29 protein-coding genes are annotated in these 19494 nt (G+C 45.1%); 1 reads left to right on the forward strand and 28 read right to left on the reverse strand.

Features of this window, described 5'->3' with window-relative positions; genetic code table 11:
* Nucleotides 1-4 precede the first annotated feature (4 nt).
* The 28 genes from rplE to VSQ61_RS20395 all read right to left on the reverse strand — a co-directional run bounded on the left by rplE (nt 5) and on the right by VSQ61_RS20395 (nt 18267).
* A complete protein-coding gene (gene rplE, locus VSQ61_RS20260) occupies nt 5-547 on the reverse strand; it encodes a 50S ribosomal protein L5 (protein WP_334336461.1) in 543 nt (180 codons plus the stop codon).
* A gap of 22 nt (nt 548-569) precedes the next feature.
* On the reverse strand, nt 570-881 hold the full coding sequence (gene rplX, locus VSQ61_RS20265; protein ID WP_334346175.1) for a 50S ribosomal protein L24: 312 nt from the start codon (nt 879-881) through the stop codon (nt 570-572).
* A gap of 11 nt (nt 882-892) precedes the next feature.
* A complete protein-coding gene (gene rplN / locus VSQ61_RS20270; RefSeq protein ID WP_172543925.1) occupies nt 893-1261 on the reverse strand; it encodes a 50S ribosomal protein L14 in 369 nt (122 codons plus the stop codon).
* A 116-nt stretch (nt 1262-1377) separates the two neighbouring features.
* Nucleotides 1378-1632: a 30S ribosomal protein S17 gene (gene rpsQ / locus VSQ61_RS20275; protein WP_334346176.1), complete on the reverse strand. Its 255-nt coding sequence runs from the start codon at nt 1630-1632 to the stop codon at nt 1378-1380.
* Nucleotides 1633-1653: 21 nt separating this feature from the next.
* Nucleotides 1654-1857: a 50S ribosomal protein L29 gene (rpmC, locus tag VSQ61_RS20280; protein WP_334336463.1), complete on the reverse strand. Its 204-nt coding sequence runs from the start codon at nt 1855-1857 to the stop codon at nt 1654-1656.
* Nucleotides 1847-2284 carry a 50S ribosomal protein L16 gene (gene rplP, locus VSQ61_RS20285; RefSeq protein ID WP_172543922.1) on the reverse strand — a complete coding sequence of 146 codons (438 nt, stop codon included), beginning with the start codon at nt 2282-2284 and terminating at the stop codon, nt 1847-1849. Before rplP ends, rpmC begins: the two co-directional genes overlap by 11 nt.
* Nucleotides 2284-2940 carry a 30S ribosomal protein S3 gene (gene rpsC / locus VSQ61_RS20290; protein ID WP_334346177.1) on the reverse strand — a complete coding sequence of 219 codons (657 nt, stop codon included), beginning with the start codon at nt 2938-2940 and terminating at the stop codon, nt 2284-2286. Before rpsC ends, rplP begins: the two co-directional genes overlap by 1 nt.
* Nucleotides 2941-2950: 10 nt before the next feature.
* Entirely contained in the window at nt 2951-3337 is a 387-nt protein-coding gene (gene rplV, locus VSQ61_RS20295) for a 50S ribosomal protein L22 (RefSeq protein WP_334346178.1), read from the reverse strand.
* A 32-nt stretch (nt 3338-3369) separates the two neighbouring features.
* The gene (rpsS, locus tag VSQ61_RS20300) at nt 3370-3648 is read right to left on the reverse strand and encodes a 30S ribosomal protein S19 (protein ID WP_160569154.1); all 279 of its coding nucleotides are present in this window, start codon (nt 3646-3648) and stop codon (nt 3370-3372) included.
* Between the two features lie 12 nt (nt 3649-3660).
* Nucleotides 3661-4503, reverse strand: a complete 843-nt coding sequence (gene rplB / locus VSQ61_RS20305) for a 50S ribosomal protein L2 (RefSeq protein WP_334346179.1) — start codon at nt 4501-4503, stop codon at nt 3661-3663.
* Between the two features lie 92 nt (nt 4504-4595).
* Nucleotides 4596-4895 (reverse strand): 50S ribosomal protein L23, encoded by a 300-nt coding sequence (rplW, locus tag VSQ61_RS20310; RefSeq protein WP_334346180.1) that lies wholly within the window; start codon nt 4893-4895, stop codon nt 4596-4598.
* A complete protein-coding gene (gene rplD, locus VSQ61_RS20315) occupies nt 4895-5515 on the reverse strand; it encodes a 50S ribosomal protein L4 (RefSeq protein WP_334346181.1) in 621 nt (206 codons plus the stop codon). Before rplD ends, rplW begins: the two co-directional genes overlap by 1 nt.
* A gap of 26 nt (nt 5516-5541) precedes the next feature.
* Nucleotides 5542-6177, reverse strand: coding sequence for a 50S ribosomal protein L3 (gene rplC / locus VSQ61_RS20320; RefSeq protein WP_334346182.1), 636 nt, complete (start codon nt 6175-6177; stop codon nt 5542-5544).
* A gap of 107 nt (nt 6178-6284) precedes the next feature.
* Complete coding sequence (rpsJ, locus tag VSQ61_RS20325; RefSeq protein WP_172543915.1) at nt 6285-6602, reverse strand: 30S ribosomal protein S10; 318 nt, start codon at nt 6600-6602, stop codon at nt 6285-6287.
* Between the two features lie 471 nt (nt 6603-7073).
* Nucleotides 7074-7523 (reverse strand): MurR/RpiR family transcriptional regulator, encoded by a 450-nt coding sequence (locus tag VSQ61_RS20330; protein WP_334346183.1) that lies wholly within the window; start codon nt 7521-7523, stop codon nt 7074-7076.
* 12 nt (nt 7524-7535) lie between these two features.
* Complete coding sequence (locus VSQ61_RS20335) at nt 7536-7895, reverse strand: hypothetical protein (RefSeq protein WP_334346184.1); 360 nt, start codon at nt 7893-7895, stop codon at nt 7536-7538.
* 118 nt (nt 7896-8013) lie between these two features.
* Nucleotides 8014-8769 (reverse strand): copper homeostasis protein CutC, encoded by a 756-nt coding sequence (locus VSQ61_RS20340; protein WP_334346185.1) that lies wholly within the window; start codon nt 8767-8769, stop codon nt 8014-8016.
* Nucleotides 8770-8788: 19 nt separating this feature from the next.
* Nucleotides 8789-9493 (reverse strand): SIS domain-containing protein, encoded by a 705-nt coding sequence (locus VSQ61_RS20345; protein ID WP_334346186.1) that lies wholly within the window; start codon nt 9491-9493, stop codon nt 8789-8791.
* Between the two features lie 120 nt (nt 9494-9613).
* Complete coding sequence (locus tag VSQ61_RS20350) at nt 9614-10426, reverse strand: PTS system mannose/fructose/sorbose family transporter subunit IID (protein WP_334346187.1); 813 nt, start codon at nt 10424-10426, stop codon at nt 9614-9616.
* Entirely contained in the window at nt 10407-11210 is an 804-nt protein-coding gene (locus tag VSQ61_RS20355; protein WP_334346188.1) for a PTS mannose/fructose/sorbose/N-acetylgalactosamine transporter subunit IIC, read from the reverse strand. Before VSQ61_RS20355 ends, VSQ61_RS20350 begins: the two co-directional genes overlap by 20 nt.
* Before the next feature lie 14 nt (nt 11211-11224).
* Nucleotides 11225-12127: a PTS sugar transporter subunit IIAB gene (locus VSQ61_RS20360; RefSeq protein WP_334346189.1), complete on the reverse strand. Its 903-nt coding sequence runs from the start codon at nt 12125-12127 to the stop codon at nt 11225-11227.
* Nucleotides 12128-12518: 391 nt separating this feature from the next.
* Nucleotides 12519-14066 carry a sodium/proline symporter PutP gene (gene putP / locus VSQ61_RS20365; RefSeq protein WP_334346190.1) on the reverse strand — a complete coding sequence of 516 codons (1548 nt, stop codon included), beginning with the start codon at nt 14064-14066 and terminating at the stop codon, nt 12519-12521.
* 219 nt (nt 14067-14285) lie between these two features.
* Nucleotides 14286-14693, reverse strand: coding sequence for a PTS sugar transporter subunit IIA (locus tag VSQ61_RS20370; protein ID WP_334346191.1), 408 nt, complete (start codon nt 14691-14693; stop codon nt 14286-14288).
* A gap of 15 nt (nt 14694-14708) precedes the next feature.
* Entirely contained in the window at nt 14709-15191 is a 483-nt protein-coding gene (locus VSQ61_RS20375) for a PTS sugar transporter subunit IIB (protein ID WP_334346192.1), read from the reverse strand.
* Complete coding sequence (locus tag VSQ61_RS20380) at nt 15192-15893, reverse strand: N-acetylmannosamine-6-phosphate 2-epimerase (RefSeq protein ID WP_334346193.1); 702 nt, start codon at nt 15891-15893, stop codon at nt 15192-15194.
* Between the two features lie 12 nt (nt 15894-15905).
* Entirely contained in the window at nt 15906-16736 is an 831-nt protein-coding gene (locus VSQ61_RS20385) for a PTS system mannose/fructose/sorbose family transporter subunit IID (RefSeq protein ID WP_334346194.1), read from the reverse strand.
* Nucleotides 16729-17514: a PTS mannose/fructose/sorbose/N-acetylgalactosamine transporter subunit IIC gene (locus VSQ61_RS20390; protein ID WP_334346195.1), complete on the reverse strand. Its 786-nt coding sequence runs from the start codon at nt 17512-17514 to the stop codon at nt 16729-16731. Before VSQ61_RS20390 ends, VSQ61_RS20385 begins: the two co-directional genes overlap by 8 nt.
* Nucleotides 17515-17562: 48 nt before the next feature.
* Nucleotides 17563-18267 carry an SIS domain-containing protein gene (locus tag VSQ61_RS20395; protein WP_334346196.1) on the reverse strand — a complete coding sequence of 235 codons (705 nt, stop codon included), beginning with the start codon at nt 18265-18267 and terminating at the stop codon, nt 17563-17565.
* Between the two features lie 310 nt (nt 18268-18577).
* Here VSQ61_RS20395 and VSQ61_RS20400 point away from each other — a divergent pair, with 310 nt between their 5' ends.
* Nucleotides 18578-19405, forward strand: a complete 828-nt coding sequence (locus VSQ61_RS20400) for a MurR/RpiR family transcriptional regulator (protein WP_334346197.1) — start codon at nt 18578-18580, stop codon at nt 19403-19405.
* Nucleotides 19406-19494: the final 89 nt, after the last annotated feature.

Raw genomic sequence — 19494 nt, forward strand, 5'->3', positions numbered from 1 at the left:
TATATTACTGTTTTCTAAACGGCATGTTGAATAATGTCAGTAATTCACGAGCTTCTTCGTCGGTCTTGGCGGTTGTTACGAAGATAACATCCATACCTCTCACCTTATCTACCTTGTCATACTCAATCTCAGGAAAAATCAACTGCTCCTTGATACCAAGGGCGTAATTTCCTCTTCCATCAAATGCATCCGGATTGATTCCACGGAAGTCACGTACACGAGGCAGTGCCAGGTTAATCAGACGATCCGCAAACTCGTACATTTTCTCTCCGCGGAGGGTTACCTTGCATCCGATTGCCATACCTTCTCTGATCTTGAAGTTTGCAACGGAGTTCTTTGCTCTTGTCAGAACAGCCTTCTGGCCTGTGATGGTCTCCATGTCTTTTACTGCGGATTCCAGGACCTTTGCATTGTCCTTGGCCTCGCCAACGCCCATGTTTACCACAATCTTGTCAAGCTTCGGCACTTCCATGATGTTCTTGTATCCAAACTTTTTCATCATTGCGTCTACGATTTCATTCGTATACTTTTCTTTTAATCTACTCAACTTCCTAAACCTCCTTCCCTAATTAGTCAATTACTTCGCCAGTTGCTTTCGCATAGCGGACTTTCTTATCTCCATCCATTTTAAAGCCAATTCTTGTGACTTTGCCCTTGAGGCTGTACATTACGTTAGAAATGGCAATGGGGGCCTCCTGGTGGATGATTCCGCCGTTCTGGTTTGCAACGGAAGGCTTTGTGTGCTTTGTAATGATGTTCACACCCTCTACAATGACGGTGTTGTTCTTATGATTGACGGCAATTACCTTGCCCTCTTTGTCCTTGTCTGCACCGGCAATCACCTTTACGGTGTCGCCCTTCTTAATCTTAACTGTTGACATCTGACACCCTCCTATAATACTTCCGGAGCAAGTGAAACAATCTTCATAAACTGTTTTTCACGAAGCTCTCTCGCTACTGGTCCAAAAATACGTGTTCCTCTGGGGTTCTTGTCATCCTTGATAATTACTGCTGCATTTTCGTCAAATCTGATATAAGAACCGTCTTTCCGGCGAGCGCCCTTTACTGTACGAACCACTACGGCCTTTACCACGTCACCCTTTTTAACAACTCCGCCTGGTGTTGCATCTTTAACGCTGGCAACAATGATATCACCGATATTTGCATATCTTCTGGTTGAACCGCCTAACACGCGGATGCAAAGAAGTTCCTTTGCGCCGGTATTGTCAGCAACTCTCAGTCTGGTTTCCTGTTGTACCATGACGATAACCTCCTTACCTTAATTTTGCTTGTTTTTTAGCATATAGGCATACCCGAAGGGTGTTACCTTATTTTGCTTGTTTTTTTAGCATACAGGTATACCCGAAGGGTATTATATTATTTCGCTTTCTCTATGATCTCAACGAGTCTCCATCTCTTATCCTTGGACAGAGGTCTTGTCTCCATAACCTTTACCGTGTCACCGATATGGCACTCGTTCTTCTCGTCATGTGCCTTCAGCTTGTAGGTATTCTTTACGATCTTTTTGTAAAGGGGATGCTTTACATGATCTTCTACGGCCACAACAATGGTCTTATCCATCTTGTCGCTCACTACTTTACCTGTACGGGTTTTTCTCAAATTTCTTTCCACGACAATTCTCCTTCCGCAATATTATGCATTCGCCTTCTGTGCGATAACAGTCTGGATTCTGGCGATGTTCTTGCGAACCTCTTTGATTCTGCTTGTATTCTCCAACTGGTTTGTCGCGTTCTGGAATCTCAGGTTAAACAGTTCCTTTTTCGCAGCTACTAATTCTTCATTTAATTCAGCAGCAGATTTTGCCTTTAATTCTTCTACATACTTATTAATTTTCACTGTTATCACCGCCTTCTAAGTCTGCTTTAGAAACGATCTTACACTTGCAGGGCAGCTTGTGCATTGCAAGACGAAGCGCTTCTCTGGCTGTTTCTTCAGGTACACCAGCGACTTCGAACATTACTCGACCTGGTTTTACAACTGCTACCCAGTACTCCAGAGTTCCTTTACCGGAACCCATACGGGTCTCAGCAGGTTTTGCAGTTACCGGCTTATCCGGAAAAATCTTAATCCAGACCTTACCGCCACGCTTCATATAACGGGTCATGGCAATACGGGCTGCTTCTATCTGATTTGATTTAATCCAGCAGGGTTCTGTAGCGACGATTCCGAACTCACCCATGGTAATCTTGTTGCCTCTTAAGGCCTTACCTGCCATGGAGCCGCGGAACTGTTTACGACGCTTTACTCTCTTCGGCATTAACATTATTTATCGCTCCCTTCCTTGTTTCCCTTCGCAGGAAGTACTTCGCCCTTGTAGATCCATACCTTTACGCCAATCTTGCCGTAGGTAGTATCTGCCTCTGCGAATCCATAGTCAATATCTGCTCTTAAGGTCTGCAGCGGGATGGTTCCCTCACTGTAGAACTCGGTACGGGCCATATCGGCTCCGCCTACGCGACCTGCTACTGCGGTCTTAATTCCCTTTGCGCCAGCTTTCATGCTTCTGGACATGGTAGACTTCATAGCACGGCGGAAGGATACACGATTCTCAAGCTGCAACGCAATATTCTCGGCTACTAACTGAGCATCACGGTCCGGTCTCTTTATCTCTTTGATGTCTACGATCAGCTTCTTGTCTGTGTAATGTGCAAGCTCTGCCTTTACCTTTTCAATCTCGGAACCGCCCTTGCCAATAACAACGCCCGGCTTTGCGGTGTAGATAATAACCTTTACTCTGTCAGAAGCACGCTCAATCTCAATCTTGGACACGCCTGCATTGTATAATTTCTTCTTCAGGAATTTACGGATGTTGTAGTCCTCTACAAGATAATCAGCGAAGGAATCTTCTGCATACCATCTGGAATCCCAATCTTTAATAACGCCGACTCTGAGGCCGTGCGGATTAACTTTCTGTCCCATGCTTTACCTCCTATTTCTCATCAAGCACAATTGTAATGTGGCTCATTCTCTTCTCGATTCTGTAAGCCCGTCCCTGTGCTCTCGGTCTGATTCTCTTCATTGTCGGTCCCTTGTTAGCGTAGCACTCTGCTACATAAAGGTTATCACGGTTCATTCCGTTATTGTTCTCAGCATTTGCGATTGCTGACTTTAACAGCTTCTCAATCAGTGTGGAAGCATATCTCGGATTGTACATAACGATACCAAGCGCTGTCTGTACATCCTTGCCACGAATGGCATCTAATACGAAGCATGCCTTCTGAACGGATACGCGTGCGTAGGACAGCTTTGCTGACGGCCTTGTATCCTTCTGGGCATTTCTCTCTCTCTTTATCTGACTTCTATGTCCCTTAGCCATTGGATGAGTCTCCTTTCAAAAGTATTGAACGATTAACGTTTGGATTTCTTCTCGTCTTTGCCATGTCCTCTGTAGGTTCTGGTGGGAACGAACTCTCCCAGCTTATGTCCTACCATATCCTCTGTGATATATACCGGAACATGTCTTCTTCCGTCATGCACTGCGATTGTATGACCAACCATCTGCGGGAAGATGGTGGAACGACGGGACCAGGTCTTGATCACTGTCTTTTCACCTGTTTCGTTCATCGCATTTACTTTTTTCAGTAAGCTTTCATCTGCAAATGGTCCTTTTTTTAATGAGCGAGCCATGGGTTTTCCTCCTTACTTGAATGTTCTACCGTCTCTTCTTCTTACAATTAACTTGTTAGACTGCTTGTTCTTCTTTCTTGTCTTCAGACCAAGAGCGGGCTTGCCCCACGGTGTGCTGGGACCCGGACGACCGATACCGGTCTTTCCTTCTCCACCACCATGCGGATGGTCGTTGGGGTTCATTACAGAACCGCGGACTGTCGGGCGGATACCCATATGGCGCTTGCGGCCTGCCTTACCGATGTTAATCAGGTTATGCTCCGCATTTCCTACAACACCGATGGTTGCGCGGCAGTTTAAGGGAACCATTCTCATCTCGCCGGAGGGAAGACGTAGGGTTGCGTACTTTCCTTCCTTTGCCATAAGCTGTGCGCTGTTTCCTGCTGAACGAACCATCTGGCCGCCCTTGCCGGGATGAAGCTCAATATTATGAATCTGGGTACCTACGGGAATCTCGGATAAGGGCAGGCAGTTGCCGATTCTCACCTCTGCCTCCGGCCCGTTCATAACCTTCATGCCATCCTTTAAGCCCTGGGGTGCAAGGATGTATGCTTTCTCACCGTCTGCATAGCAGATAAGAGCAATGTTAGCCGAACGGTTGGGATCGTACTCGATTCCGATAACAGTTGCCGGAACTCCGTCTTTTCTTCTCTTGAAATCAATAATTCTATATTTTCTTCTGGAACCGCCTCCGCGGTGTCTTACTGTGATCTTACCCTGATTGTTACGACCTGCGTTCTTGTTCAGAGAAACAAGCAGCGCCTTTTCCGGTTCTGTCTTGGTGATCTCTGAGAAATCAGAACCTGTCATATGTCTTCTGGAAGGTGTATATGGGTTATAGGTTTTAATTCCCATTACAGTTCACTCCTTTCGTTTCTGCTTTACTATTTGTTATCAGGCTTTTTTGCCTATATTACCAGGACTTTAGGAAGCACTTCGCCAAATGCTTACAGCCCCTCGAAAATCTCGATATCTGCGCTTTCTGCAGTCAGCTGCACGATAGCTTTCTTACTCTTAGCGGTCTTGCCCATTACCATGCCCCGTCTCTTCTTCTTTCCGTCCAGGTTCATGGTGTTGACACCCTTTACCTTGGTTCCGGCAAACATCTTCTCAACGGCTTCCTTTACCTGAGACTTTGTTGCTTCCGGATGAACCAGGAAAGTATATTTCTTTTCGCCCATAGCAGCCATACTCTTCTCAGTGATGATTGGCTTCTGGATCACATCATAATACTTCAGATCTGCCATTATGCGTACACCTCCTCGATTGTTGCTACTGCGTCCTTGGTTACGATAACCGTGTTGTACTTCAGAATATCAAATACATTGATGGTATTGGTCAGAGCCGTCTTCACATCCGGAATATTTCTTGCGGACAATACCACGTTCTTATCATTGTCATTCAGCACTACCAAAGCCTTTGAGGTCTTCAGGTTATCCAGAACGTTCTTAAAGTTCTTTGTCTTAATCTCGTCAAATTTCAGCTCATCTACTACAATCAGCTTCTTCTCCTGAACTCTGGAGGTCAGAGCGGACTTGAGTGCCAGTCTCTTCTCTTTCTTGTTCAGACGAATCGTGTAGTCTCTCGGTGTGGGAGCGAATACCACTCCGCCGCCCGTCCACTGGGGAGCTCTCGTTGAACCCTGTCTTGCATGACCGGTTCCTTTCTGTCTCCAGGGCTTTCTTCCGCCGCCGGAAACTTCGGAGCGGGTCTTTGCTTTCTGCGTTCCCTGACGCTTATTTGCAAGCTGAGCCACAACAGCCATGTGTACCAGGTGCTCGTTTACTTCCACACCGAATACAGCATCGTTTAAGTCCATTGTGCCAACTTCCTTACCTTCCATATTATAAACAGATACTGTTGCCATCTGTAAGTCCTCCTTTCCGCAAAAGATTATTTGCTAACCTTTACTGTCTCTTTAATTGTAACTAAAGATTTCTTAGGTCCCGGAACTGCTCCCTTAACCAGCAGCAGATTGTTCTCTGCATCTACCCGAACGACTTCAAGGTTCTGAATCGTAACTCTCTTGTGGCCCATCTGTCCGGGCATTCCTTTTCCCTTGAATACCTTGCTGGGGTCGGAACATGCGCCATTGGAACCCTGATGACGATGGAACTTGGAACCATGAGTCATAGGTCCTCTGTGCTGTCCATGTCTCTTGATAGCACCCTGGAAGCCCTTACCTTTGGAAATGGCAGTTGCATCAACCTTGTCGCCAGCCTCAAAGATATCAGCCTTAATCTCCTGTGCCAGAGTGTAGCTCTCAGCATCCTCAAGCTTCAGCTCTCTCACATATCTTTTATAAGAAACGCCGGCTTTCTCAAAGTGTCCCTTTAAAGGCTTGTTCACCAGCTTCTCTCTCTTGTCAACGAATCCCACCTGAACAGCACTGTAGCCGTCATTCTCTTTCGTCTTAACCTGTGTTACCACGCAGGGTCCTGCCTGAAGCACGGTAACAGGTGTCAGCACGCCGTCTTCGCTGAAAATCTGTGTCATTCCAACTTTGGTTGCCAAAATTGCTTTCTTCATTTCTTTTCCTCCTTATTTCTCTACAGCGGAACGTTTATGCACCTTTCAGGTATCCCTCTATGCCAGAAAGCAGGCAAACAGAGGAAACGTTCATTCTAGCTGAAGGATTATTTACTTTTCATTTTGATGTCGATGTACACGCCTGCAGGCATCTCCAGTCTGGACAGCGCATCAACTGTCTTCTGGGTTGGTGTAATGATATCAATGAGTCTCTTGTGAGTCCTCTGCTCGAACTGCTCTCTGGAGTCTTTGTACTTGTGTACCGCCCGCAGAATGGTAACCACCTCTTTCTTAGTGGGAAGGGGTACCGGTCCGCTTACCTGTGCTCCGTTCTTTTTTACAGTTTCGATGATTTTCTTTGCGGATGCATCCACCAGCTGATGGTCATACGCTTTCAATGTGATTCTCATTACCTGAGTTGCCATAAAAAAAGTCGCCTCCTTTTCGTACTTTTAAGACCAGTACGACAAGCGGTGACTGTACACTCTCCCGTGTGTATCCTGCTTTGAAAAACAAAAAGATTCACACGTTGTTTCCACTTTTCTGCCATGCTTTTTGGCATCCATGCATATACCCCAGGGTACCTTCTCGCCTTGATGGCTCATCTTGCCCGAAGGGTATTTCCACGTTTTATCGATGCCTTCGCTCCGGCGTGGACAGTTAATTTGTACAGTGACTTGTCGCCAGTTTCCTAACTTGACATTCGCTCCACGGAAAACCTGCCACTTTCGGGCAACAACCTCACGCTTCACAGCTATCAATGTCACAACATTTGTGATTATACAGGAACTTCAAGGGAAATGCAAGGGATTTCAGAAAAAAGTGCAGAAAAATTTCTCACAAATTGCATAAATTTCCCCACACTTTTTTGTGCATTTTGTCTACATCAAATTCCATCAGGAGTTTAATTCCCGTTCCACCCTCCGCCTATAGCTTTTGTACTCATCCACAATCACATTTATTATCAGGCGTTCCATAAAAATTTGATTCTGAACTACCGAAGTAAAAGAAAACAGTACGGGATAATCAATATAAGGTTCCCGAAGCGCCGCTTTATTCGAGGTAATCAGAGCTTTTTTTGCCTTTGTCTTTCCCACAAAGCTCCTGGAGCTGTTGGTCGTTTTCATTCCGTTCTTATAAATGTACTGACCCGTATTGGAAAAAATCACAACCAATGTATCCGCATCCGCCTTTTTCAAATACTCTTCCTGACGAATATCATGGATACGTGTCTCCACCGTCTTGCGCAGCTCCGCCATCTGATATACAAAGTCCATGGCAACCGTCTCGGAATACACCATTCCAAAGGCCGCAACCCTTGGAGCCTCATAAATAGCCTTGACCAATCTGCGTACCTGCTACAGATCAATACCGGACATAAATTCCTCCACATCCTTGGAAAGAAGCTTCAGAAAATTATCCATACGATATTTCTCAATATATTTCTCCATTTCAAGTCCCGCATTCCCCGTATAGAGGGAGTCCTCCTTCTCACGGACTGCATTTTCACGAAAATCCTTGTAATTCTCAAATCCCAAGTTTTTCACAAACTTTGAGAGTGTTGATTTGGACACGTTGCATTTTGCCGCCACCTGATCGATGGACAATTGTTCCAAATCCGCAACAATCTCCAAAAGCTTTCTGCAGATATGCATCGTTGCGGAATCATACTGGGAATCATTCAGCAAATTCGTCAGCCGATAAACAACAATATACATAAAATCCCCCATTATAATATTTTGTAGGTCTCTTTATCGAAGCGTAAGCCCGTAAATATAATAGTACAGCGAATATTAAGCTTCCCTGTTACTTAATATTCGCCGCATATATGATACTTTAATGTTGTGTAAGCTCTTTTAACGCATCAACCGTAGCGGCCACCTTTTCACCGTCAGTCCGCCAGAGTGCAAATTCGTCCTGTCCCGGCTGTCCCATACTGGCACCGTCTCTGCGGTATTTCATAGCGCTGTCCACCCTGCGCTTTCCTGACATATGATAGGAGGTAATTTCCGTCACAGGCAGCAGCTTTCGTATCACGTCTTCTCCGATACCGCCCCCGGCCAAAATCTGAATTCTTCCGGCACTTTTCTTCTGAAGCTTTGCCAAAATCTCACGGCCCTCCCAGGCCACAACCTCCTGTCCGCCGGTCAGAATCGTCTTCATCCCAAGAGAAACCGCTTCCTCCAAGGCTTCAAACGGATCCTTGCATATATCAAAAGCTCTGTGAAGCGCCACATCCATATGGCCTGCAAGGGAAACAAGCTCCCTCATCCGCTCCACATCCAAAGCTCCATCCGGGCGCAACATGCCAATTACAACGCCATCCGCTCCCAGTTCCCTATACAACTCTACTTCTTCTTTGAGCTGTTCAAATTCATAATCATTATAGCAGTAATCGCCATAACGCGGGCGGAGCAGTACACGGACTTCCAAATCCGTGTACTTCTTCACCAGGCGAAACAGCGCCCTTCCTGGTGATACACCCCCAATCACCAGATTACCACACAGTTCTATTCTATCCGCACCGCCCTTTTGCGCTTCCAGTGCCGATTCCACACTATCCGCACAAACTTCCAGACAATAAGGTTTCATATTCTTCTGCTCCTAATTCCTATAAATGCCAGATTCTGGACGCATATTTTGCTTCCAGCACAGCGTTGAATTCCCGTCCGCCGTCAATGTTGGCGCTCTTGTATACCGGAGGCTCATAGCCCTTCTCCAGCATATCCTTCAGAGCTTCATAGATCGTCTGCTGCAGAAGCAGGCAGGTGCTGAAGGAAGAGGTTCCGCAAACCTTGCTGTCCAGGCCCTCCAGTTCCAACGCTGCATCGCCAAACTGGGATTGATTATCCAATACCACATCCGCAAACTCATACAGAAGCTTTCCGGAAGAGTGGCGGGAAGTAGAACTCTTGGATACTTCCAATGCAGTTACAACAATCAGCTTGACGCCTTTTTCCTTAATAATCTGTGCCATCTCAATGGACATGGGATTTCTGCCTGAGTTGGAAATCAAAATCACCACATCATTAGGCTGAATATCAATGGTACGCATAAGGAAGGGAGCATTGCCCTCCACGCTTTCGAACATACCCTCCGCCTTGTCACGAATCACTTTACTCGGAATCAAACCACCTGCACGACCGCATACCTCAATGGCGCCTGCATAGGAATGTCCGCTTCCAAATGCCTGAATAATACCGCCGCTGCGGATCGCTTCCGAAATCAGCATAGCCGCCGCATGAATATTCTCCTGCTGGGTATCCTCCAGCTTTTTCATAATCTCACGAGCTTTTTCAAAATACTCAAATGCCATAATTTTAGTCATCCTTCCTAATCACGGTGTCGGAAAATCCCCATAGGAGGCTGCGGGGAATTTCCCGGCACCATTTATTCATTTTTTGCTTTTGATATTTTATTTTTTACTTATTCTTATTTATGCCAAGAATCCAATTGCATATAGTATGATGGACAGAACCATTACAATCAAAATTGCCTTTGTTGATGTCATGTTTTTCTTGCCAAGCAGCGTGTACACACCCGCTACCAAAAGTACCGGAAGCAGCTTGGGCATAATCTGATCCAAAACATCCTGGCCCGCAACCGTAACCTCTCCGGATACAAAGCTTGCGGCTACATTTACTCGAATCACCGAAGCTATCAATGCACCTACTACTGTGATACCAAGAAGGGTGGCTGCCTGAGTAATGGCATTCAGTCTGTCTCTGGTAGAGGTAACCATCTTCATACCCTGCTTATAGCTCATACCTACGGTAAAATAACGGCCGACCATAAGAAGCGCCTGTACAATCATCCACAGTACAACACCGGCGGGATTGCCGTTCACACCCATGTAAGCAGCAATGGAACCGAAAATCGTTCCGATCAGCACACCTACAATGGTATCGCCAACGCCTGCAAAAGGCCCCATCAAACCTGTCTTAATACCATTTACGGCTTCTTTTCCTTTAATTCCCTCAGACTCCTCAGTAGCCATATCAATACCAAGAATAAAGCCGCCCATATGAGGAGTGGTATTGAAGAACTGGAGATGATTGTGCATCATTTCCTTCAGTTCATCTTCTTTTGTATATAATTTTCTCAAAACCGGCAGCATCGCATAGAAATAACCGGGAGCCATCATTTTCTCATAGTTCCAGGTAATCTGAGATGCCATAATCCACCGCCAGCTAACCTTCTTAATATCTTCATCCGTAATCACTTGTTGATTAATCTTCAAATTCTCCATCTACCAAGTCCTCCTGACCACTATTTCCATTAACAGCTACTACATTCTGATTCTGTGCTCCATACTGCCTGAAAGAAATAATTGCTAACGCAAGACCAATAATTGCAACACCTACCATGGGAACTGCCAGATATGCAGCCAGGAAGAAACCAATCATCAGATAAGCAATGTAATCCTTTGTGGGCAGGTAACGCAGCAGGATTGCAATACCTACCGCAGGAAGCAGGCCGCCGGCTACGGACAGGCCGCCCATCAGCCAGTCGGGTAAATACTTAATAATCAAGTCTACCAGATCACTTCCGAAAATCAACATCAGGAATACCGGAATAGCTCTGGAAAGTCCCCAGGGAAGCGCTCCCATCCAGGTATTGCGTGCAATGGCTTTGAAATCTAATTTGTCAACGGCCTTTTCAATGCAGTTCTGAAAGAACACATTGCTGAAACGGGCGAGAATATCAAGCTGCACCATCAGAAGTCCTACCGGTACTGCCAGAGCAATGCCGAACTCCGCACCCTTACCGGATGTAATCGCAAACACCGTACCTACAATGGAACCCGTCATATAGTCCGGTATGGAAGCTCCGCCGTATGTACCGATGCCCAGCATCAGGAGCTGCAAGGTTGCGCCTACCACAAGGCCCGTGGTCATGTCACCCATAATAATGCCGGCGATTGTACCGATTATAACCGGCTGTCCTGCGCAGATATTGGTCATCAGGTTCTCACAGATGCCAAAGAACGCAAGAAATGTTAATAAAAGAATCTGCCAAAATTGTATTTGCATACTGTAAATCCTCCTTAATTAATGAAATCTTTAAATTTCTTTTTCTCATCATTGGGAATCATCTGAGCATAAACAGGAATGCCTTTTTCCTCAATGGACAGAATCTTCTTCTTTTCCTCAGGCGTACAGTATACGGACTTCTTAACCGTCTCACGCCCTTCCTTCTTTCCCATGTTCCCAATATTTACTTCTTTCAGCTTTACCCCGTTCTCAATCATCTGCAGAATAGTCTCCGGTTTATTTACAACAACGAACACTCTCTGCCCCGTATAATTTCCGGCATTCAGCTTTTTGCAGGCATTGTCAACCGTCAGAATGCTCAGCTTGATGCCTACCGGAACCGTTGCTTTCAAAGCCTCACGGCCTATAGCATCCTGCACGATCTCATCGCCAACCACCATAATACGGGTGATGTTCAAAGAGCGTGACCAGAATGTGGCGACCTGACCATGGATCAGTCTCTCATCCAGACGAAGATGTACAATTCCATTCTTTTCCGCAACCGCTGCGGGTTCTGTCGAGGCCGGCGCTTTTGCTTCCTCCGCCGTCTCCCCGCCTCCCTGGATTACTACGGATTCCTGTGCAGCCTTCACTGCCTCCCTCAAGGAATCTCCTGTGTTCAGAGCAATCAACATACCCAGATTCATTCCTGCCACCAGTGCAAGCTTTGGATAATCGCAGATCACAGGAGCTGCCGCATTGTAAGGCGTACCGCCCAGCAGATCCGTGATAATGCCGCCGCATTCATCCGCCCCATCCTTATTAAGAATGTCACGATAGGCTTGTTCCACCGCTTCCTTTGTCATATCATCCGTAAACGAAACAACCCGGAACAATGGCGCATCTCCTGTAATCATTTCACAGCTGGCCTTACATGCTGCCGCATACTGGCCATGTGAAGAAATAATGTAATACATGCACTTCCCTCCTTTTCCAGACTTTTCCCCAACCTTCATAGGCTAAAAGTCTTAATGCATGGAGATATTATACATGTAATTGCAAAATTAATAAGGAAATTTCGATTTTTGGAAACTTTTTTTGTATATTTCATCATCAATAGAGAAATAATGCAATTTATCATTTATACAAAACAGACAACCTCAAGTACCGCAACAGTAAACTGTATTTTTTTACCTGTCAAAACCCTTTTCAAAATTATTCACATTTGTTAAAGTACGCTTTCAGACGCATATTCTTCCCATTAAAAAAGCGGAGTCTTTCTCTTATCCGAATGACTCCGCCTTACTATAACACTTATTTTTGCTTCCAGCCCGTTAGAAGCTTTTCCATCTACAGCTGCTTTCTTTTTTACCCTTCCACATTACCTGACTGAACATCCTCAAACTCTTTTAAGATCTCTTCTGAAGGCGCCTTTGTTGCCAGGCTGACTCCCACAATCAGTGCCAGGCTAATCGCAAAGCCCACAGCCAGGGAATAAAGCCCGGTAGCAGCCCCCAGGGTCTGTCCATTTATAAGAGGCAGATAATCCCACACAAGAACCGTCAATGCACCAGAGACAATCCCCGCAATAGCCCCCTGAAGATTGGTTCGTTTCCAGTAGAGGGAAAGAACAACCAGCGGACCGAAAGCAGCGCCAAAGCCTGCCCACGCATTGGATACCAGCCCCATAATACTGCTGTCCGGATCCAAAGCAATCACATATGCCAAAACAGCTACTACTAACACGGTAATGCGGCTGATGCTTAATACCTTTTTGGAGTCTGCCTTCGGATTCATCACTTGATGGTACAAATCTTCGGATACAGCAGAGGCCGTAACCAGAAGCTGGGAATCTGCCGTGGACATGATAGCCGCCAGGATTCCGCAGAGGAACAGTCCGCCGACAAAGGGCAGTGCCAAATCCTGTGTAAATACCTTGGTAATCATCTCAATAAATACATTTTCCGTAGATCCGGCACCTTCCGTTCCCAGAACTACCGGATACAAATATGCACGTCCGATTACTCCCAAAATGCAGGCAAAAGTCAATGACAAGGTACACCAGATAATAGCTATCCAACGGGATTTTTTTATCTCCTTTTCATCCCGCACCGCCATAAAGCGCACCAGAATATGAGGCATACCGAAATATCCAAAGCACCATGCAAATTGTGAAAAAATCTCTATCCAGGAATATGCCTTTCCGCCGCTGTGCATTAAGTTCAGGAAAGAGTCGGAACCTCCTGCCACACCGCTTGCATCCAGAATCGAAGTCAGATTCCCGCTCCCCACCAGGCAGAGCGCCACAATAGGAACCGCAAGTATTCCCACCAGCATCAGCATTCCCTGAATGAAGTCCGTTACACAGACGGCCATAAAGCCGCCCATAAAAGTATACAGCAGAATAACCGCTGCGCCAATCGTCAGGGCAACCCGATAATCCAGTCCAAACACCAGATGAAAGAGCTTGCCGCCCGCCGCCAGAGCCGATGCCGTATAAACAAGGAAAAAGATCACAATAACTATGGAAGATACCGTAAGCAGTATCCGCTTCTTATCATGAAAGCGATTCTCAAAGTAAGCCGGCAGCGTCAGCGAATTATTGGCCCGAATGGTATATCGGCGTAACCTTCCGGAAACAAAGATCCAGTTCAGGATAGTTCCCGTAAGAAGACCGATGGCAATCCACGCCTGGCCCGTTCCATAAGCATAAACTGCGCCCGGCAGCCCCATCAGCAGCCAGCCGCTCATATCGGAAGCCTGGGCCGACAGCGCCGCCACCCAGCCGCCAAGCCCTCTCCCTCCCAAGAAGTAATCCTCCGAGTTGTTGGTCTTCTTCATATAGACAGCGCCAATCACAATCATCATAATCATGTACGCCGCAAAAGCGACAATAATCCACACTGTTGAACTCATTTCTAACACTCCTCCATTTTTTCATTCTTTCCGATTATAACAGTACTTTTAAAAAATCGCCAGATCTGAACATAAAACTAGACTAAAGTCTATACGTTATTCTCTACAAACAAGAAAATCCCTTGAAAATTCAAGGGATTTTCTCTATACTAATTATTATATCAGATGCAATTCCGAAAAAGGCGCAAAAAATTTGTGGAATATTTTAAAAAATTTTCTTTATTCCTCTTCACACTCCACATATTGCAAATTTATTCGCCCCAAAACATCCACAATAGCCTCTCTGCTCTCCTTAATCAGTAATTCAAGTTCTGCTTCCTGAAGCACTGCTGTCATCAGCATGGGCAGATTCATCCCGGCTAATAAAACTGCCCCATCCCTATCCGCCAGCAGCTGCAAAGCAAGGTTACAGGGTGTTCCTCCCAAAAGGTCACACAGTACCAAGACCTTCCCATACACAGACGCACTTTCATACGCCCGTGAAAGTTTATCCACAAATACCTCCGGGCTATCTGAGCTGTCCAGACATACGGCAAAAACCTGAGGACATGCTCCGCACAACATTTCCGCTGATTCCTTCAGTCCTTTTGCAAAGTGTCCATGACTAATCAATAGGATTCCTCTCATATCCCACTCCTTCCCTCAGCCTTTCAGCAGCTCCATAAAGTCCAACTCCGGATCTGTCGGAACCAATTGGGATGTAAAACGAATTTCTGCGCTTAATTCTTGAAACACTTTCTCATCCTCCGGCGTAACATTTACGGCTTTTTTTACAAATCGGGTATTTGTTTTTCCGGATATATTGCCTACATTCACTACATCCAGTTTCAGTCCCGCTTCTACTATGGATTTTAAGGTTTCAGTTCCCTTCACCACAATGAAAACCCGCTCTTTTTCATACTTTCCGCTGTTAATATTTTCCACAGCCTTTGCCGGCGAAAGAATAGAGAGCTTAAGCCCCTGCGGACACGCCATCTTTAATGCAATCTTCTGAATCTCTGTCTTTGCTGCCGCTGCGTCTATTACCATAATCCTATCTACTTTCAGATATCCGGTCCAGGCTGCCGCAATCTGGCCATGAATCAATCGCTCGTCAATCCGAACATTTACTATTTCTTTCCTCATCTATTTCATCCCTTTTACAAACTGCTCCGTAATAAAATGCGGCCTTGTAATGGCACTGCCGACAGTTACGGTCCAGGCTCCGCAGGAAAATGCCCGTTTTACCTGCTCCGGTCTGTGAAAACGTCCTTCCGCATTTACAGGGAGCTTTACTTTACTCACCAATTCTTCAATCAATTCATAATCCGGTTCTGTTAGCTGTCTGCTGTAATCCGTATACCCCGCAATGGTAGTTGATACAATATCCGCTCCGCTGTCCTCTGCCAAAAGGCCTTCTTCCAAAGTGCTGACTTCTCCCATAACAAGAACATCCAAATTTTCTTTTATCTCTCTTAAAAGCCCTTTTATATCCTCTTTTGTACGTCCTCCTCTAAGAGTAGCATCCACAGCTATGATATCTGCCCCGGCATAATAGACTGCTTGCGCTGCCTTTAGCGTCGGTGTTATCACAACATCCCGCATTTTATTATAATGCTCCGGCATAATCTTATTGATTCCAAAAATGGGCAGATCCACATTTTTCCGAATTGCGCTTATATTCTCCGGCCAGCTGGCACGGATTGCGCCGGCGCCGCCCTTATGGGCGGCAATTGCCAGCTTAACCATGATATCCACGCTGTAAAGGGGTTCATGTGCAAATGCCTGACAGGATACCACAAGTTCTCCGGAAAGGCTTTCTATTAATTTCTTTTGCTTTTCTCTCATTCCTTAGCTCCTTTAAGCAATGATCCCTAAAAATTTTCCAACCAGGCAAATGACAAACAGCCCAATCATAATCTTTCCCATGGATACCTTTTTCTTATCCATCAAATACCAGCAGGCTATTGTAATCAAAAGAGGAAGTGCGCCCGGGAAAATTCCATCTAATACTCCCTGAATGTTCATTGTCATTTCACCGGATGTATAACTCCAGCCAATTCCAAAAGAAACATACTGTCCTGTAATGCATCCTACAATTACCAGGCCCAGAATATTCGCAAAGCGTACCGCTTTATCCATAATACCGCTTTCGTAAATTGTCTGAACCGCATTAATCCCTGACTTATATCCCCACTTATATGTAAGCCAGGTAAAGGGAATCATAATCGCCAGCCACGCCACTGCATAAAACAAAGGTCCTGCGATACTCCCATTGTCACCCACGAGACCCAGACCAATGCTCAGAAGAATCGGGATCAGTGTTCCGATAAACAGAGAATCTCCGGTTCCGGCAAAGGGTCCCATCAAGCTTGTCTTTACGCTTTGAATCAACTCGTCAGGAACCTCTTTTCCGCATGCCCGTTCTTCCTCCATTCCAAGCGCAATCCCCGTAACCATAGCGCCTACCATAGGCTGTGTATTATAAAACTGCGTATGCCGCATCATCAGCGCTTCTTTATCTTCAATACTGTTATAAAGCTTATCTGCCATCCTGCCCATGACACCTGCAAAGGCAGGGGCTTCCATTCTTTCCATATTCTGACAGGACAGTGCAAACATCATCCAATATACATAGGATTTAAATACATCTTTTTGCGACAACTTTGATTTTACAGCAGCTTCACTCATCCTCTTCTACCTCCATTTCCCCGTTCTTTCCATCTGAACTTCCATAGCGAATATCCAAAAATCCCAAGAAGCAGGCCGCTATTGTAGCCGCTATAATCGGCATTCCAAGAACTTTAATCATTAAAAAGCCTATCAGAAAATATAGCAGCTCTATATTTTTCTTAAGCACAAATCGAAGCAGCATGGCAAATCCAACCGCCGGAAGCACTTTGCCAAAGGATACAAACGCATCGCCTAACCAGGTAGGAATTGCCGCAACTAAGTTGGTGATAAACTCCTGGCCAAAATAGCAGGCCAGAAAAATGGGGACAAAACGAGCTATAAATTGTACAACTGAGGCATAAATAGGTACATTTGACGCCTTTTTAATCTTTCCTTCCGCAATCCATTGCTCCTGTTTTCTTACCCAAAATACGTTAACGGATGCAACCACATAAACCAACGATACACCTAAAAAGCTTAAAGGAACCGCCAGACCCAGGGCATATTCCGTATCTGCTCCTGCTACCATGGCAAGAGGAATCCCCATCCATGCGGCAAAGTTCAAATCCGCCGGCATGGAGAGCCCCGGCGTAACGAGGCCAATATAAAGCGTCTGTACCGCAGCGCCCATCAAAATACCCGTCTGTACATCGCCTAGTATTATTCCGATTATCAAACCAGAGACCAGCGGTCTCCCCATAGTATACCATCCACCCAATTGTCCAAAGACCCAAGGGCTATAGTTCGATGACAAATATCCAAATAACGCTATCAGTATTGCCTGAAATATATTCATGTAATCCCTCCTAATAAAATCGTTATACAGTTTTTATACCCCATCCGCCTAGATCCGATACAGCCGTTCTATGTACTGTTTTTCCAGCTTCTCGTTGTATTCCCGGCCTCCGTCAATGTTCTGCGACTTATAAACCGGCGGCTGATATCCCCGTGATACCATAATCTCTGCCGCCCGGTAAGTTACAGCCTGCATCAAAACCGCTGTGGTAATTGTTGACATTCCGCACACCTTTGCATCCACGCCTTCCACATCCAGGCAGGAATCTCCCGTAGGAATCTTATTGTCCAAAACCACATCCGCAATCTCGAACAGCCGCAATCCGCTGCTGTGCCTGCTGGTCAGCCCTTTAGACGCCTCCAGCGCCGTAACTGCCACAACCTTAGCTCCTTTTTCTTTGCTGCCAAGAGCAATCTCCAGCGGAAGCGGATTTCGTCCGGAATTGGAAATCACAACCACCACATCATTTTCTCTTATATCAACCTTCTTCATAAATGTGCTTCCTACACCTTCTACCACCTCATAAGCACCGCCTGCCGGCTCCTTAATATTCTTGGTAGGGATAAAGCCACCTGCCCGATGGGTCAGCTCCAAAGCTCCTGCATTGGAATGCCCCGCACCAAAAGCCTGGATAATCCCGCCATTGATAATACTGTCCGCAAACAGACTGGCTGCTGCTTCTATATTTTCCTGCTCAGATGCCTTTACTCCTGCAAGCAGTGTTTCCACATAACTAAATACTTTATTCTCCACCTTTTCTCCTTTCTTTGTTACAATTTTCGGTTTACTTTAAATTCATGAATTTATAATTTATATTATTGATCTATTTTATGAATTTGTCAACCATTATATTGTAAAAAAGAAAACATTGTAATTAAATATCTGTTTTCTTTTCATTTTAACGATTTTTTCTGGAAATCTAAGTTTCCTTCTTGGAAATTTTCATTGATTATCGCTTTTTAATGTGTTACAATCATTAGCAAATTAGAGATTTTCTAAATTTTTACTGATTTTTATTTGAATTTTCAAGTCAAAATAATTGAACTATATAAGGAGAATTTCTATGTATAATGCAAGATTACACACTGTTTCTGACAAGCTTACAAAAGCCGAAAAGAAAATTGCAGATTATTTGGAAGACTATACCAAAGAGGGACAAATTATGACCTCCTACGAACTTGCCAAGCAGCTGAACATTGGACAATCTACGATTATTCGTTTTTCAAAAAAGCTGGGCTACAACAGCTTTCGGGATCTCCAAGTGGATCTGGTCCACACTCCCACAGCCTCTGCAATTGAAGACATCGCAATAAACGAATCAACCCATGCAACCAATTTTAAAATCACAAAGCAATATCAGGAAATCATCGATCTCACTTATGCCCAAAATAATGATGCCATCATCGAGGAAACTATTCGACGCATTAAAGGAGCCAACCGAATTCTTATTCATGGCATTGGCAATTCCAATCTATTTGCACAGTATTTTGCCAACCAGCTTACTACCATTGGAGTTGTCACCTTTACCAGCGGCAATAATCACGTTATTTACTCAGCTATTTCCTGTTACACGCCAGAGGATCTTGTCATCCTTATATCTGAATCCGGAGAAACTCCGGAGATTCTTCAGGCCGCAAAAATTGCACAAAACCACCTGGTTCCTGTTATCTCCATGACCCGGGCCGTAAAAAATAAGCTCTACGACTATTCCGATATTATTCTGCGCACTGTAAACCGAATGAGCCGAACCCGCTTGGAGACTATGACTATGCGCTGCTCCCAGCTTTGCCTTATTGATATGATTTATTTAAACCTCTTCAAAACAGATTATGAACGTTTCTTAAATGCCTTGGACAACTCCAGAACCATCTGTGCTACTAAGGATAAATAGGTGAGGTATGTAATTCTATAGCCTAATCCTTTGATTCGATAAACACATAAATATAAATCTGCTTTTTTATATAACTTTCCTTTTTATTA

The organism is Candidatus Merdisoma sp. JLR.KK006, assembly GCF_036941035.1.
Classification (GTDB): domain Bacteria; phylum Bacillota; class Clostridia; order Lachnospirales; family Lachnospiraceae; genus Laedolimicola.